Origin of the sequence: Xanthomonas sp. NCPPB 4467, assembly GCF_041475665.2 — a bacterium.
Lineage (GTDB): Bacteria > Pseudomonadota > Gammaproteobacteria > Xanthomonadales > Xanthomonadaceae > Xanthomonas > Xanthomonas dyei.
Genome location: NZ_CM191260.1, coordinates 1,757,661 through 1,773,080, shown reverse-complemented (window position 1 = coordinate 1,773,080; position 15,420 = coordinate 1,757,661). Strand labels below are relative to the sequence as shown.

11 protein-coding genes and 1 pseudogene are annotated in these 15,420 nt (G+C 65.7%); 6 read left to right on the top strand and 6 right to left on the bottom strand.

The genetic code is table 11. The annotated features are described in order from the left end of the window. Positions 1–57: 57 nt before the first annotated feature. The gene (locus tag ACCQ06_RS07730; protein WP_316691618.1) at positions 58–3,615 is read right to left on the bottom strand and encodes a hybrid sensor histidine kinase/response regulator; all 3,558 of its coding nucleotides are present in this window, start codon (positions 3,613–3,615) and stop codon (positions 58–60) included. 96 nt (positions 3,616–3,711) lie between these two features. Here ACCQ06_RS07730 and ACCQ06_RS07725 point away from each other — a divergent pair, with 96 nt between their 5' ends. The 5 genes and pseudogenes from ACCQ06_RS07725 (at position 3,712) to ACCQ06_RS07705 (ending at position 7,787) form a co-directional block, all read left to right on the top strand. Continuing rightward, positions 3,712–4,374: a YceI family protein gene (locus ACCQ06_RS07725; protein WP_316691617.1), complete on the top strand. Its 663-nt coding sequence runs from the start codon at positions 3,712–3,714 to the stop codon at positions 4,372–4,374. Then, entirely contained in the window at positions 4,371–4,934 is a 564-nt protein-coding gene (locus ACCQ06_RS07720) for a cytochrome b (RefSeq protein WP_104614461.1), read from the top strand. Before ACCQ06_RS07725 ends, ACCQ06_RS07720 begins: the two co-directional genes overlap by 4 nt. A 9-nt stretch (positions 4,935–4,943) precedes the next feature. Beyond that, entirely contained in the window at positions 4,944–5,513 is a 570-nt protein-coding gene (locus ACCQ06_RS07715) for a YceI family protein (protein WP_228324233.1), read from the top strand. A gap of 132 nt (positions 5,514–5,645) precedes the next feature. Then, on the top strand, positions 5,646–6,314 hold the full coding sequence (locus ACCQ06_RS07710) for an excalibur calcium-binding domain-containing protein (protein WP_316691616.1): 669 nt from the start codon (positions 5,646–5,648) through the stop codon (positions 6,312–6,314). Positions 6,315–6,846: 532 nt separating this feature from the next. Then, positions 6,847–7,787 (top strand): annotated as a pseudogene (locus tag ACCQ06_RS07705) (IS110 family RNA-guided transposase). Positions 7,788–8,090: 303 nt separating this feature from the next. Here ACCQ06_RS07705 and mmsB read toward each other — a convergent pair. The 5 genes from mmsB to ACCQ06_RS07680 all read right to left on the bottom strand — a co-directional run bounded on the left by mmsB (position 8,091) and on the right by ACCQ06_RS07680 (position 13,806). Then, positions 8,091–8,993 (bottom strand): 3-hydroxyisobutyrate dehydrogenase, encoded by a 903-nt coding sequence (gene mmsB / locus ACCQ06_RS07700; RefSeq protein ID WP_316692517.1) that lies wholly within the window; start codon positions 8,991–8,993, stop codon positions 8,091–8,093. A gap of 143 nt (positions 8,994–9,136) precedes the next feature. Further along, entirely contained in the window at positions 9,137–10,330 is a 1,194-nt protein-coding gene (locus ACCQ06_RS07695) for an enoyl-CoA hydratase/isomerase family protein (RefSeq protein ID WP_228322694.1), read from the bottom strand. Continuing rightward, positions 10,315–11,112 carry an enoyl-CoA hydratase gene (locus ACCQ06_RS07690; protein ID WP_316691615.1) on the bottom strand — a complete coding sequence of 266 codons (798 nt, stop codon included), beginning with the start codon at positions 11,110–11,112 and terminating at the stop codon, positions 10,315–10,317. The genes ACCQ06_RS07695 and ACCQ06_RS07690 overlap by 16 nt, the downstream gene beginning before the upstream one ends. Then, on the bottom strand, positions 11,109–12,290 hold the full coding sequence (locus ACCQ06_RS07685; protein ID WP_104614088.1) for an acyl-CoA dehydrogenase family protein: 1,182 nt from the start codon (positions 12,288–12,290) through the stop codon (positions 11,109–11,111). Before ACCQ06_RS07685 ends, ACCQ06_RS07690 begins: the two co-directional genes overlap by 4 nt. A 10-nt stretch (positions 12,291–12,300) precedes the next feature. Further along, complete coding sequence (locus ACCQ06_RS07680) at positions 12,301–13,806, bottom strand: CoA-acylating methylmalonate-semialdehyde dehydrogenase (protein WP_316691614.1); 1,506 nt, start codon at positions 13,804–13,806, stop codon at positions 12,301–12,303. A gap of 134 nt (positions 13,807–13,940) precedes the next feature. Here ACCQ06_RS07680 and ACCQ06_RS07675 point away from each other — a divergent pair, with 134 nt between their 5' ends. Further along, positions 13,941–15,329, top strand: coding sequence for a helix-turn-helix domain-containing protein (locus tag ACCQ06_RS07675; RefSeq protein ID WP_316691613.1), 1,389 nt, complete (start codon positions 13,941–13,943; stop codon positions 15,327–15,329). Positions 15,330–15,420 lie beyond the last annotated feature (91 nt).

Genomic DNA, 15,420 nt, shown 5'->3' with positions numbered 1-15,420 from the left:
GCGATCGCGCGCACTCCCCGGCCGGACTGCACTGTACCCGCTCCGGCGCACTTGCCCCTAGTCGGCGGCGCTGTCGTCCGGCGAGTCGGCAGCCTCGGCAAGCGCCCGTGCCAGAGCGTTCGCCAGCAGCTCACCGGTGACCGGCTTGCGCAGGAAACCATTGCAGCCAGCCGCCATCGCCTGCGGCTCGGCATCGGCGTCGGCCCGCGCGGTCACCGCCACGATCGGGAAGCGCACCCCGCGCGCGCGCAGTTGCGCCACCAGCGCGGCACCGTCCAGGCCGGGCAGATCCAGATCGCATAACCCGGCGTCGAAGCTACGCGTACTCACCTCGGCCAAGGCGGCCAACCCATGCAAGACATGGGTGACCTGGTGCCCGCGCGTCTGCAGCAACCCCACGATCACCTGCGCCACGGTCGGGTCGTCTTCCACCAGCAGCAACTGCAGCGGTGCCTGATCCCTGGCAACGACCGCGCGTGCTGGAGCCGGGGCCGCCGCAGGCAACGTCGCCACCCAACGCAGCGGCAGCTCCACCACGAAGCACGCGCCCTGGCCCAATTCGCTGTCCACGCTCACCACGCCGCCCATCGCCGCAGCAAGCTCACGGCAGATCGCCAGGCCCAGCCCACTGCCGCCATGCCGGGCCAGGGTCAGTGCGCCTTCGGCCTGTTCGAAGCGCTGGAACAGGCGCCCACGCTGCTCGACGCTCATGCCGGGCCCGGTGTCGCGCACCTCCACCCGGATGCCTTGTGTCGGGCTCTGCGGCAACGCCGAGACGCGCAATTGCACGCCGCCGCGCTCGGTGAACTTGACCGCATTGAACAGCAGATTGAGCAGAATCTGCTGCACGCGGCTGGCATCGCCATGCAGTGCCGGCGGCAGCGCGTCATCCAGTTCGCACGCGAACGCCAGCTGCTTCTGCTCGGCACTGGGACGAACCAGTTCGACCACTTGCCCGATCAGCAGACGTAGATCGAAATCGCGATTGTCCAGCGGCAGCTTGCCGGCTTCGATCCGCGCCAGATCCAGGGCATCGTTGACCAGTCGCAGCAAGTGCTTGCCGGCCGACTGGATCGCGCCGGCGTAGCCCTGCTGGCGCGCATCCAGCGGTGTCTGCAACAACAGCTCGCTCATCCCCAGCACACCGGTCATCGGCGTGCGCACCTCATGCCCCAAGGTCGCCAGAAAGCGTGTCTTGGCCAACGACGCCTGCTCGGCCAGCTCGCGCTTGTGCTGGGCCAGCTGCCACTGCGCCCGCATGCGCACACGATGCCGGTAGGCCGCGGCAAGCAGTGCACTGAGCAACAGGCCGACCATGCAGATCAACGCAATACCGACGTCGCTGCGCCACCAGGGCGGCAGCACCGAGAATTGCAGCGATTGCACCTGCGATGCATTGCCAAGCGGATCCACACCCTGCATCTCAAGCACATAATTGCCCGGCGGCAACGATGAAAACTCGCGCATGCCCGCAGCCCCATGCTCGACCCAATCGGTGTCGAAGCCTTGCAATCGCGTGCGGTAACGGTTCGCCATCGGGTCGATGAAAGACAGCAGCCGCATATTGATGCGCAACTGTCGATCGCTCGGTACCAGCGAAAAACCACCGCCGATCGGCAATGCGCGACGTCGATCGCCCTGCTGGACGCTCACCGCTTCCAGCCGCATCTGCGGGGTAAACGAGGGAACGTCCGGCGCGTTGGTATCGATCAGCAGCGTGAATCCGTCGGCGGTCCCGCCCACCAACACACCGTTGTTGGACATCAGCAGGCAGCGGCGACTGAACTCCTGGCTGGTCAACCCGTCACGTGCACTGAAACTGCGGATTTTGGCAGGCGTTGTGCGGGGGTCGATACGCCATAGGCCACGCGGGCCGGACATCCACACGCGCCCAAGCGCATCCAGCTCAAGACCGTAGGCATCCATGGCGGGAAATCCTTCGGCAGCGCGAATGCGGCTTACCCGTTTCCAGACGCCATTGCCTTGCTCCCAGCGCTCGATGCTACCGGCGATGTAAAGCCATATGCGATTGCGATCCTTGACGACAAAGCGCTGGATAAAGTCGACATCCAGCCCCGGCACCAGCATGAATCGATGCGTGTCGGCATGCCAGGCATACACTCCGCCAGTACCGCTGATCCACACGCGCCCATCCGGCCCCATGCTGATCTGGTAGTACGGCAACTCCTTCAGGCCATGCAGATCGTTTGGGGAGATCGTCTCCAGGATGCGCCCGCTGACGAGGTCGCGTCGCTGGATCACTTGCTCGAACGCTGTCCACACGGTGCCATCGCCGGGCTCCCCGATCCAGAGCACCGCCTCGGCGGGCCCATCCCCGGTGAAATGGGTCAGCTCTCCAGTGGTCAGGTCCAGACGCGACAGTGCATGCCGCGCGTTACCGAGCCAGAGCTGCCCGCGACCGTCTTCCAGCGCGGAGGTGACTTCCATCTCACGCAGATCCGGATGCTGGATTCCGGTCTGCACCAAGGCGCCAGACGATGTGTCGTAGCGCAGCAACCTGCCACTGCTATCGAACTGCCACAGGCCGCCAGAGCGATTGGCCGGTGCAAGGCTGCAAGAGATGCCTTTGCCCTGATCGTTGACCTGCTTGAAGGCTGCCGTCCGACGCCAGTCCTCGCGCAGGTAGGCAAGCCCGCGGCCATGCAGGGGTACCCAGATCCCCCCATGCGGACTTCGCCAGATGGTGGTGACATGACGATTGGAAACCAATGGTTCATCCCCGTTGTTGACCGGCGTCGGTGGATGATCGGCACGGGTGTGCCATAGCCCCTGCTCGGTGCCGAGCCAGAATTCGCCATCTCCGGCATCGGCCACCGTCCAGACCCGATTGCCTGCCGCAAACATCGAGGCCCAGGTGGGCGTATGCCACCCACCGGAGGAATCCATATAGCGCAACCCGGTGTCCGAGGAGCTCCACAGCCGCTGGCCTACCCACTGCAGCGCATTGATGCCGCTGGCGTCGCCATCCGGTCGCACGCGGTGCAAGGCCAGCCCGTCGTAGTACGCCAAACCGCCGAGCGTCCCGATCCACATGCGCTCACGGTCGTCCAGGGCCAGGGCGTAGACCGGATTGGGGTCTAGCGGATCTTCCATCTTGGACAGATCGAGTGAGCTGAAATGCCCCTTGGCATCCAGACGCAAGACATTCCCGGTCGACATGCCGAGCCAGATCTCATCGCCGCGGCCGGCAATGGCATAGATATCTCCCAACGCCAGCGCAGCAATGTCGTCGGGAAGATAGGCGGTGAATTTGCTGCGATCGGCGCTCAGCGTTGCCAGCCCGGCACCCGCCAGTGCCAGCCAGATGCGATCCTGGTCGTCGATATACATCGCCTGCAGGGCATTGCTGCGCAGCGAGTAGCGATCGGTCGGATCGTTACGCCATACCTTGAACTCGGCGCCGTCATACCGAACCAGGCCATCGGTGGTGGTCATCCACAGATAGCCCGCACGATCCTGTGCGATTGCGGTAATCATGGTCGAGGGCAGCCCTTCGGCGGCACCCACAATGCGAAAGCGCGGGATGGCAGGCACCTCGGCCAGGGCCGGCAACGCCATCAACGCAACGAGCAACCCCAGTAACAGACCGCGCATGCGGGAATCCTTTCCACGTCCAGCCGGCATGCTCGCAATGGATCGTTGCAAGCGCAAGCCGCGCGCGCAGCGCCGGGATGTGTCTAGAATCCGCCCATGACGCCCATCGCCCGCCTGCTGCTCCTTCCTGCCCTGGCACTGACCAGCCTGGCCGCCTCCGCCGCACCGGTGCGCTATGCGCTGGACCCGGTGCACACCCGTGTGCTGTTCGCGGTCGACCATGCCGGCTTTTCCAAGGCATTGGGCACCGTGTCGGGCAGTAGCGGAACGCTGGTGTTCGACCCGGACGACTGGGCCGCCGCGCGGCTGGATGTGACCGTGCCGCTGCACCGTGCCGACCTGGGCGATGCCAAGTGGAATCAGGCCACCCTGGCACGTAACCTACTCGACGCCGAGCGCTTTCCCGACGCGCATTTCGTCTCCACGCACGTGGAGGCCAGCGGCGAGAACCAAGCCAAGGTCACCGGCAACCTGACCCTGCACGGCGTCACCCGCCCGGTGACCCTGGACGTCACCCTCAACGCGCTCAAGCGCCACCCGCTGCCGCCGTTTCGCCGTACTGCCGGCTTCTCGGCAACCGCCACGCTGAGCCGGGCGGAGTTCGGGGTCGATGCATGGAAGTCGATGATCGGCGACACCGTGGAGTTGCGCATCGAAGCCGAAGCCGTGCGCGAAGGCCGCGCCGACGACGACGCAGCGCCGGCGCAAGCCGAACCTGCCACCACTGACGCGCCTGCCGCCCAGGAATCGGGAACATGAGCCTGAAAAACAGCGAGCGCTGGGGCGGTGTCAGCCAGACCCTGCATTGGCTGATCGCCTTGCTGATTCTGGTGCTGGGCATCGTCGGCCTGACCATGGGCGAACTGCCCAAGACACCGAAGTACTTCTGGGTCTATACCGCGCACAAATCGGTGGGGCTGACCGTGCTGGCGCTGGTGATAGCGCGCCTGGGTTGGCGTCTGTACGCAGGCGCGCCGCCGCCGGTGGCGGGCACCCCGCGCTGGCAGGAACGGATCGCCGGGCTGACCCACTGGCTGCTCTACGCCATGATTTTCGCCATGCCGCTGTCGGGCTGGCTGTACGACTCCAGCAGTGGCTTGCGCCCGTTCCGCTGGTTCGGCCTGTTCGCGGTGCCCAAGCTCAGCGGCCCGGACGAGCAGCTACGCGCCGCCTCTCATGTCGTCCACGAGTGGGGCTTCTGGCTGTTGATCGCTGTGGTGCTGGCGCACGCCGGCGCTGCGCTGTACCACCATATTTTCCAGCGTGATGCCACCCTGGCGCGGATGTTGCCGCGCGGCTGGCTGTCCTCCAAACCCTAAGGATTTCCCATGTCGTCCAAGTTGTTCGCCTCTCCCCTGCTGGTCGCCGCGTCGCTGGTCGCCACTTTCGCCACCGCGCCGGTGCTGGCCGCCGACTACGTCCAGGCGCCCGGCTCCTCGCTGGTGTTCGCCAGCAAGTACGACGGCGAAGTGTTCACCGGCAAATTCCCCGGTTTCGACACCACGCTGAGTTTCGATCCGGCCAATCTGGCCGCAGCCAAGCTCGATGTGCGCATTCCGCTGGCCAGCGCGATCAGCGGCAACAACGATCGCGATTCGACCCTGCAAGGCCCGGACTTTTTCAACGTCGCCAAGTTCGCCACCGCGCGCTATCGCGCCGACAAGTTCCGTGCGCTCGGCGGCAACCAGTACGCGGCCGACGGCACACTGGAACTGCGCGGCGTCAGCAAGCCGGTCACGCTGTCCTTTACCTGGACGCCGGGCGCGCAGCCGGTGCTGGCGGGCAAGGCGGTGGTCAAGCGGCTGGACTTCGGTGTGGGCGGCGGCGACTGGGCCGACACCAAGACCATCCCCAACGAAACCGCGATCAGCACCAAGGTCGTGTTGAAGGCGAAGTAAGGCCACAGGCCGCAACCGGACGCGGCCACTGAGCGGCGGACTACCTCGTCGGGTCCGCCGCTTTTTTTATGCTCGGCGGCCGGATGACACCGCACGACAGCTAGACTTGGCGTCCACTCATGGACGCCGCCAATGCGCACACAGGGGACGTTGACCCGCTGGACTGCCGATCGTGGCTTCGGCTTCATCAGCCCGACACAGCCCGGGGACGACTTGTTCGTCCACATTTCTGCGTTTCCACGCAGCCCGATGGCACCGCGCATCGGCGAGTTGATTTCCTTCGAGACCGAGCCGGGCCCGGACGGCCGCCCACGTGCCGTGCGCGTCATGCGTGCCGGCACACAGGCAGCCAAGCGCAGCCCGCGCCGGCAGCATGTAGCGGCGCAATCAACATCGGCTCATAGCCCCGTCCGGCTTGGCAAAGTCATGTTGCTCTTGCTTGTGGCAGGCGCTGGAGGCTACGCGTATCTCAATGGGGAAACGCGGATGCCAGACCCTGAGCTCCCCAAGACTTCGTCAGCGTCAACGGCACCGACATCTGCACGAGCACGAACACCGGCAGGCAGGACGCTGCCAGCCCGTACCTCGGCTCAGAGCTCGCCTGTGGTAACGGCACCCGCATCTGCAAGCAGAACGTCCGCCACGCCCGTCCACACACCGCACTACAGCTGTGGAGGACGCACGCATTGCTCGCAGATGAACTCCTGCGAAGACGCCACTTACGTACTGCAGCACTGCCCAAATACCGTAATGGACGGCGACAACGATGGCGTGCCCTGCGAACAGCAATGGTGCCGTTGAATCAATGCGGCTGACGTCTTGAACGGTCGGCCGACAAGAATCGTGTGTTGGCCGCATCTTGTTGGATGCAGTCAAAAGCCCAGGTCAAATGCCGAGTCGGTCGAGGGCGCGGCCCCGTCACCGCTCGCGGGACAGGCTGCGAGTACGTCCGTGTAAGGCTCGGTGGCGGCATCCATGCCGCCACCCGGTCCCGCGATCGGCAAGGACACCACAGCAGAGAGTGAATCGGTGGCTTTTTTCAAGCCATGCACCCCGACCAACTCGACTGGTCCTTGCCCGCCCAGCGTCGCGGGACCTTATGCGGCATGGATGCCGCGTAAGAGCCTTATCTGTTCGGAATCTGGCAGTTTAGGTGTCGAGAGCCGGCGTGGGCTGCCGTCAGAGCCTGGATCTCAGCGATCGCCATGTAGCTTGGTACCCACGCCGGATTCTCCCTTGATTCGCCCGAACAGTTGCCCGAGCTGACACTCGAAACGATAAGACTGGGCAAGCGAGGGAGCTCTCGACATTTTTAGCCTAGCGGAGATTTCCCATGAGCGGAATCGGGATCGATGTGTGCAAACACTTTCTGGACGTTGCCGTTTTTCGAGGCCAAACCCGTCAGTTCACCAACACCGCAGGCGGTCATCGGAAGCGTGTCGATTGGCTGAAGACGCTGTCGGTGCGGCAGGTGGTGCTGGAGGCGACCGGGGGCTACGAGCTGGCAGCGCTGGATGCCTTGCATCACGCCGCACTGCCGGTAGCGCGCGTCAATGCACAACGGGCACGCAACCTGGCCAACGGTTTGGGACTGGCCAAGACTGACCGGCTGGACGCGGCCATGTTGGCCTGCATGGCCGAGAAGATGGAACTCCATCGGTACGTTCCACTGGAACCCTGGCAGCGCGATCTGGGCGAGCATGTACGTGCCCGTCGGCAACTGGTCGAACTGCTGAAAGCAGCAAGGCAGCAGTTGCTGCAGGTTGCGGAAAAAGCGCTACGAAAGATCCTGCAGGGCAACGTGAACCAGCTTGTGCGCAGCGTGGCGCGGCTAGACAACCTGATCGCCGGGCAGCTGAAGACGCTGCTCATCGAGCAACCGCACCTGGCCGCGTTGAAGACGCTCAAAGGGGTCGGTCCGGTAAAGGGGTCGGTCCGGTGCTGCTGGCCGTGCTGGTGTCCCGGTTACCGGAGCTTGGGACGCTCAACGGAAAGCAAATCTCCCGATTGGTTGGCGTTGCCCCGCTCTCGCGCGACAGCGGCGCGATGCGTGGTAAACGGGGGATCGGCGGAGGCCGAGCCGATATCCGGCAGGCGCTGTATATGGCGGCGATGTCCTCGGCTCGGCACGAGCCAGGTCTGCGCGATTTTTACAGATCGCTGCGCACACGCGGCAAGGAAGGCAAGGTCGCCCTCGTGGCGGTGATGCGCAAGATGCTGGTCATCCTCAATGCGCGCGTGCGCGATCAAAGAGCCGCTCTGCAGCCCACCTGAGCGCGCTCGGCGGCCGTGAGTAAACGCAAAAGCGTGCTAGCCAGCGGCCGGCACCTACCGATGAACACGCCCGAAGGAAACTGATCAAAGGTCGCGGATTGAGGTCCTGACCAACACAGTTGCTACAGGGACGTACTTGCGGCGTGTCCCGCGATGGTGGGCGGGCAAGGGCCTCGCAGCCAAGCCGCAGATCATCCGCTCTACAGCCGATGCCCCTCGTTCGATCAGCTCTCCAGACGGATGCTAACTGCCACTCCGGCTACGCCTCCTTGAAGGTGGGCGTACACGCTTTGTTAGCGGCTCTCAAACCTTGGCCACCAGCTTGATCACGCTGGAGAAATCCAGCGCGCCGTTGCCGGCCGTGCTGTTCATCGCGTACAGGTTGCGGGCCAGCTCGCCCAGCGGGATCGACACGCCGGCCTGCACTGCAGATTCGGCCACCAGGCCCAGGTCCTTGAGCATCAGGTCGTTGCCGAAGCCGCCGCTGTAGCCGCGCGAGGCCGGTGCGTTGGGCAGTACGCCGGGCCAGGGATTGCAGACTTCGGTGGCCCAGCTACGTCCGGTGCTGACCGCCATCATCTGCGACAGCACCGCCGGGTCCAACCCCTGCGCGACGCCAAGCGCCAACGCTTCGCCGGTGGCGGCCATGATCACGCCCAGCGCCATGTTGTTGCACAGTTTGGCGACCTGGCCGGCGCCGTTGTCGCCGACATGGAAAATGTTCTTGCCCATGGCTTCCAGCACCGGACGGGCGCGCTCCAGCACGTCGGCAGCACCACCGACGATAAAGGTCAGCGTGCCGGCAGCAGCACCCGCGGTGCCGCCGGAAACCGGCGCGTCCAGCATCGACAGCCCGCGCGCGCGCGCGGCATCGGCCACCTTGCGCGCGGACACCGGCGCGATGGTGCTGCAGTCGATCACCAGCGCGCCGTCGGGAATCTGCGTCAGGATGCCGCCATCGCCCAGATACAGCCCTTCGACATGCCGGCTGGCCGGCAGCATCGAGATGACGATCTCGGCATCAACCAGGGTGTCGTGCGCCGAGGTTGCTGCGTGGGCGCCAGCGGCCGATGCCGCATCCAGTGCGCCCTGCACCAGATCGAAAACGCGTAGCTGGTGCCCGGCCTTGATCAGGTTGGCGGCCATCGGGCCGCCCATGTTGCCCAGGCCGATAAAAGCGATCTTGCTCATCGTGTCGATCTCCAGAGTGGAGCAGGTATCAAAAGGGTCGGGAGGCGCTCAGCGCGCAATGCCGCGCAGCGTCGCAAACAGCGTTACGCACGCAGCATTACGCACGAAATCTGCGCGGTGGTTGCATGGTTGCGCCAGACCTGCGGGGCACGCGGCTGTCATGCCTGGTGCGCGCCAAGATCTGCCAGCGGATGCTGCGCTGCCGACCATGGTGCGTTGAAAAATTCAGCCGCCCATTGCGTATCCGCTTCGCTCAGCAATGCCGGCTGCCACCGCGGCTGGCGGTCCTTGTCGATCAGCAATGCCCGGATGCCTTCGGCAAAATCGCCGTGGGCGGCGGCGTGCAGCGCCACCACATATTCGGTGCGGAAGGTATCGGCCAGCGTCTCATTGCCGGGATGACGTTGCAGCTCCCATGCCAGCCGTGCCGAGCCGGGCGCGCCGGCGGCCAGGGTCGTGCGCGCAGCCTGTAGCCACCCATCCTCGCTTTGCAGCGCCCCGATCGCCTCGACCACCTGCTCCAGCGTGTCGCCGGACACCAGTTGCTCGATCAATGCCGCATGCAACTGCAGCGGGCCCGGTTCCAGCGGCTGCGCGATTCCATGCAAAAACGCACCGAGTTGCTCACGATCGTTGCCGGCATCGCCGGTCCACGCGTGCGCGCTCAAGGCATCCAGCACGGCGCTGTATTGCGCGTGCTCCAACCGCACATCGGCCAGACCGGCGTAGATGGCATCGCTGGCATTGAGCGGTGCCCCGGTCAAGGCGAGAAACACACCAGCGCCGTGCGGCACGCGCCGCAGCAACCAGCTGCCGCCTACATCGGGAAACAAGCCGACGCTGATCTCGGGCATCGCCAGGCGCGAACGCTCGGTGACCACGCGATGGCTGGCGCCGGACATCAGGCCGATTCCGCCCCCCATCACGATGCCATGGCCCCAGCACAGCAGCGGCTTGGCATAGGTATGGATGCGGTAATCCAGCCGATATTCTTCTTCGAAAAATGCGGCGGCATGCGGATTGTCTTGCGGCCTTGCACGGCGCTGGGCCGCATCTGGTACCGCATCGCGATGCGCGCGCATGCTCTGGTACAGCCCATGCAGATCGCCGCCAGCGCACAAGGCTTTATCGCCGGCACCACGCAGCACCACGCAGGCAATCTGCGCATCGTCGGCCCATGCACTTAACTGCGCATCCAGCAGCCGGGTCATCTGCAGCGACAGGCCATTGAGCGTCTTGGGCGCATTCAAGGTTGCAATGCCGATGCGATGCCCGTCGGCACAATCGCGCTGCTCGAACAGCACCGGCGCCTCGTCGGTGGCGCTGACGTCCGTCATCAGCGGTTGCTCCACTGCGGCGCGCGCTTTTCCAAAAATGCGGCAACCCCTTCGGCCTGGTCGGCCTGTTCGAACAGGTCGACGAAGGCTTCGCGCTCGGCAACCAAGGCTGCGGCGTGCGTGCCATGGCGGGTGGATTGCACCAGCCGCTTGCAGGCGGCCACGCTCACCGGACTCTGCTTGCCGGCACGCTGCGCCCACGCAATTGCCAGCGCGCGCGACTCGCCCTTGCCGACCACCTCTTCGACCAGACCGATACGGTGTGCGGTGGCGGCATCGATACGCTCGCCCAGCAGGATCATGCGTTTGGCCCAGCCTTCGCCGACCAGGCGCGGCAGGTTCTGCGTGCCGCCCGCGCACGGCAACAACCCGACGCTGGCTTCCGGGAGCGCCAGATGCGCCTGCTGCTCGGCAATGCGCAGGTCGCAGGCCAGCGCGCATTCCAGACCGCCGCCCATGGCATAGCCGTTGATGGCGGCGATCGACACGCCACGAAACGCGCTCAACGCCTCGAACGCTTCGCCGAAACGACGCGCGGCCGCGCGTGCAGCGGCCTTGTCGCCGTCGGCAAACTGCTTGAGGTCGGCGCCGGCGCTGAAGAACTTTTCGCCTTCGCCGGTGATCACCAGCGCATACACGCTGCGGTCGGCGTCCAATGCATGCACCAGGTCGCGCAAGGCGGCCAGGCTCTGCACGGTCCAGGTGTTGGCCGGCGGGTTGCTCAAGGTGACGATGGCGACATGCCCATCGCGCTCGACCTGCAAGCCGGTATGCACACGCCCTTCCCATGCGCTCATCGCAGTTCCTCCTCGCCGTTGAGCAGATGCCGCGCAATGATCATGCGCATCACTTCGTTGGTGCCTTCCAGGATGCGATGCACGCGGCTGTCGCGCAGCAGGCGTTCGATCGGGTACTCGCGGATATAGCCATAACCGCCGTGGATCTGCAGTGCGTCGTCGCAGATGGCAAAACCCGCATCGGTGGCAAAACGCTTGGCCATGGCGCACCACACGGTGGCATCGTGGCTGCCGGCATCGAGCTTGCGGGCGGCGGTGTGCACCATCTGCCGCGCGGCCACCAATTGTGTGGCCATGTCGGCCAGCTTGAATTGCAACGCCTGGAAATCTGCCAGTTTCTTGCCGAACTGGCGGCGCTCGCCCATGTAGCGACGTGCGGCATCCAGTGCACCCTGCGCGGCACCCAGCGAGCAGGCGGCGATATTGATGCGGCCGCCATCCAGCGCCTTCATCGCCATCTTGAAGCCTTCGCCTTCCTTGCCGAGCAGATTGCCGGCCGGGATGCGCACATCGGTGAATGTCACCCCGCGCGTGGGCTGACTGTTCCAGCCCATCTTTTCTTCCTTGCGGCCGTAGCTGATGCCGGGCGCGTCGGCCGGCACCGCAAAAGCGCTGATGCCGCGCGCGCCATCGTCGCCGGTGCGTGCCATCACCACCAGCACATCGGTGGCGCCAGCGCCTGAAATAAAGGCCTTGCTGCCGTTGAGCACGTAGCTGTCGCCATCGCGCTGGGCGCGGGTTTTCAACGATGCCGCATCCGAGCCGGCACCCGGCTCGGTCAGGCAGTACGAGCCCAGCTTGGCGCCGCTGGTCATCGCCTCGCCCCATTGCGCACGCACGCCGTCGTTGCCATAGCTGGCAATCAACCATGTCGCCATGTTGTGGATGCTGATGAAGGCCGAGGTAGATGGATCGACGGTCGCCAGTTCCTCGAACACCACCGCCGCATCGAGCCGACGCATGCCCAGGCCGCCCACGCCTTCGTCGGTGTACAGGCCGCAGAAACCCAGTTCAGCGGCCTTGGCAATCGCCTCGCGTGGAAAGTGGCTCTCCGCATCCCATTGCGCGGCATACGGCGCGAGTTCCTTGTCGGCGAAGTCGCGCGCGGCAGCGCGGAAGGCTTCCTGCTCGTCGTTCAGATCGGCCGCGTTGGGGTGTAGCTGGATAGCTGCATTCATGGCGTTGGGGTCACTTGAGAGAGATGGTGGTGTTGACGCCATGGCCCAGCGTCTGGTCGTCGAACCAGCGCGCGGTGACGGTCTTGGTCTGGGTGTAGAACATCACCACCTGCTTGCCGTACGGGCCCAGGTCGCCGAGCTTGGAGGCGCGCGAGCCGGTGAACGAAAACAGCGGCACCGGCACCGGAATCGGCACGTTGATGCCGACCTGGCCCACGTCGATGTCTTCCTGAAAACGCCGCGCAGCAGCACCGGACTGGGTGAACAACGCGGTGCCGTTACCGTTGGGATTGGCGTTGACCAGCGCGATCGCATCGTCCAGCGTGTCTGCGCCCAGGATCACCAGCACCGGCCCGAAGATTTCTTCGTCGTAAATGCGCATGCCCGGCGTGACGCCGGAGAAGATCGTCGGGCCGACGAAGTTGCCGTGTTCGAACCCGGTCACGGTGGGGCTGCGACCGTCCAATTCCAGCGTGGCGCCCTGCTCCACGCCGGAGGCGATCAGGCTCTCCACGCGCTCGCGCGCCGCACAGGAAATCAGCGGGCCGACGTCGGTGCCCTGGGCGTTGCCCGCGCCCAATTTCAAGGTCTTGGCCTTGGCGACCAGGGCGGGAATCCACTGCTGCGCGTCGCCCACCAGCACCAGCGTGGAGGCCGCCATGCAGCGCTGGCCGGCCGCACCGAATGCGGCACCGACCATCGCATTGAGGGTCTGCTCCTGATTGGCGTCCGGCAGCACCACGGCGTGATTCTTGGCGCCCATCATGCATTGCACACGCTTGCCGGCCAGCGATGCGCGGCGATAGACGTGCGTGCCCACCTTGGTGGAGCCGACGAACGACAGCGCCTTGATGTCCGGGTGATCGCACAGTGCGTTGACCACATCTTCGCCGCCGTGCACCACGTTGAGCACGCCCTTGGGAATGCCCGCTTCCAGCGCAAGTTCCACAAGGCGCATGGTGACCATCGGGTCCTGCTCGGACGGCTTGAGCACGAAGGTGTTGCCGGTGGCAATGGCCATCGGAAACATCCACAGCGGGATCATTGCCGGGAAGTTGAACGGGGTGATGCCGGCGCACACGCCCAGCGGTTGCAGCAGGCTGTAGGTGTCCACGCCGGTGGCGACGTTGTTGGCCAGCTCGCCCAACTGCAGATTGCCGATCGCCGCGGCGTGCTCCACCACTTCCAGCCCGCGGAACACATCGCCTTCGGCATCGGCCAGAGTCTTGCCCTGCTCGGCGCTGAGCAGCGCGGCCAGCTCGGGCATGTGCTCGCGGATCAGCTGCTGATACTTGAGGAAGACGCGTGCGCGGGTGCCGATGGGCGTCTTGCGCCAGCTGACGAAGGCGCGGCTGGCCGCAGCCACTGCAGCGTCGACTTCGGCCGTGGTGGCGAACGGCACCTGAGCCAGCACCGACTGGTCGGCCGGGTTGACCACGTCCTGCCACTGGTCGCTGGCGGAGACCAGCATTTGTCCATCGATCAACAGGGACACGCGGGGGACGGATTCGCTCATCACAGGGTTCGCTCGCAGAAGACATCGGGCCGGCTGGCCCAGTACTTCGCATTGTTCGCAGCCCAACCTGCCATTCCCAGCCCACATTTGCTTAATCGCGCTAAGCTGGCCGCACAATTTTGCGAATCTTGCGAATGCCCCAGTCCTCGCCGCCCGTCCTCCGCCATCAACTCGGCCTGCGCCTGCAGCGGCTGCGGCAGCGCCACGGCCTGACCCAGGCCGAGCTGGCGCGCCGGCTGGCGTTATCGCCGAGCTATCTCAACCAGATCGAGCGCAACCAGCGCCCGCTGACGCTGGCGATCCAGCAGCGGCTCAAGGCCACGCTGGGCGATCTGGACGGCCTGCTGGATCTGGACGACCCGGCCGCCCTGGCCGACCCGCTGGACGAATCGCTGCGGAGCCTGGGCCACACGCTGTCGCCGGCCGAGTTGCGCGCGCTCACCGGCAACCTGCCGCAGGTGGCGCAGGCATTGCTGGATCTGCATCGCGCCCATCAGCGCCTGCAGGAGCGCAACGCCGCGCTGCAAATGCAGATCGGCATTGAGCATGCGGCGATGCCGTCGCTGTCGCCGGGCGAGCAGGTGCGCGATTACTTCAACCGCGCCCACAACTACCTGCCCGAACTGGATGAGCACGCCGAAGCCTTGTATGCCGAACTCGGGCTGACCCCGGAAAACCTGCCGCTGCGGCTGCGCCAGCGCCTGGCCGATCGCCACGGCCTGCTGGTGCAGGAGGCGCCCGATCTGCACAGCGACAAACGCAGCGTGGATGCGCAGGCGCGCGTGCTGTGGCTGCCCGCCCATCTGCGGCCCGGCCAGCAGGCGTTCCAGATGGCCACGCAGCTGGCCTTGCTGGAATGCGCACCGCTGCTGGAGGCGCGCATCGCCGATGCCGGGTTCGAAGATGCCGAGCGCATCGCGCTGTCGCGGATCGGGCTGTCCAACTATTTCGCCGGCGCGCTGGTGATGCCGTACAGCGATTTCCTGCACAGCGCGCAGCGCTCGCGCTACGACATCGAGTGGCTGGCGGACCGCTTCGGGGTGGGCTTCGAGGCGGTCTGCCATCGTTTGAGTACCTTGCAGCGACGCGGTGCGGCGGGCTTGCCGATCTTCTTCATGCGGGTGGATCGCGCCGGCAATGTGTCCAAACGCCATTCGTCCACCGACTTCCACTTTTCGCACGTGGGCGGCGCCTGCCCGCTGTGGATCGTGTACGAGGCGTTCAACCAGCCCGACCGCATCCTGACCCAGATCGCGCGCATGCCCGATGGCCGCCGCTATTTCTGGCTGGCCCGCCAGGTCAGCAGCGGCGCCCCCGGTTACGGGCGCCCGCGCAAGACCTTTGCGCTGGCGATGGGCTGCGACCTGCGTCATGCCGACCAGCTGGTCTATGCGCGCGGCTGGGACCTGGGCGCGGTAGACGATGCGGTGCCGATCGGGCCGGGCTGCCTGACCTGCGAGCGCAGCGACTGCGTGCAGCGCGCATTCCCCGCCCTGCCCCGGTTGCCGGTCAGCGCGCGCTAGCGACGGGACCACGCTTCGTGCCCGCGACCTGGGCAACGTTTGATCGCCCGCCACGCACTCACGCCGGACTGTGACGGAGCAAACGCTAGCG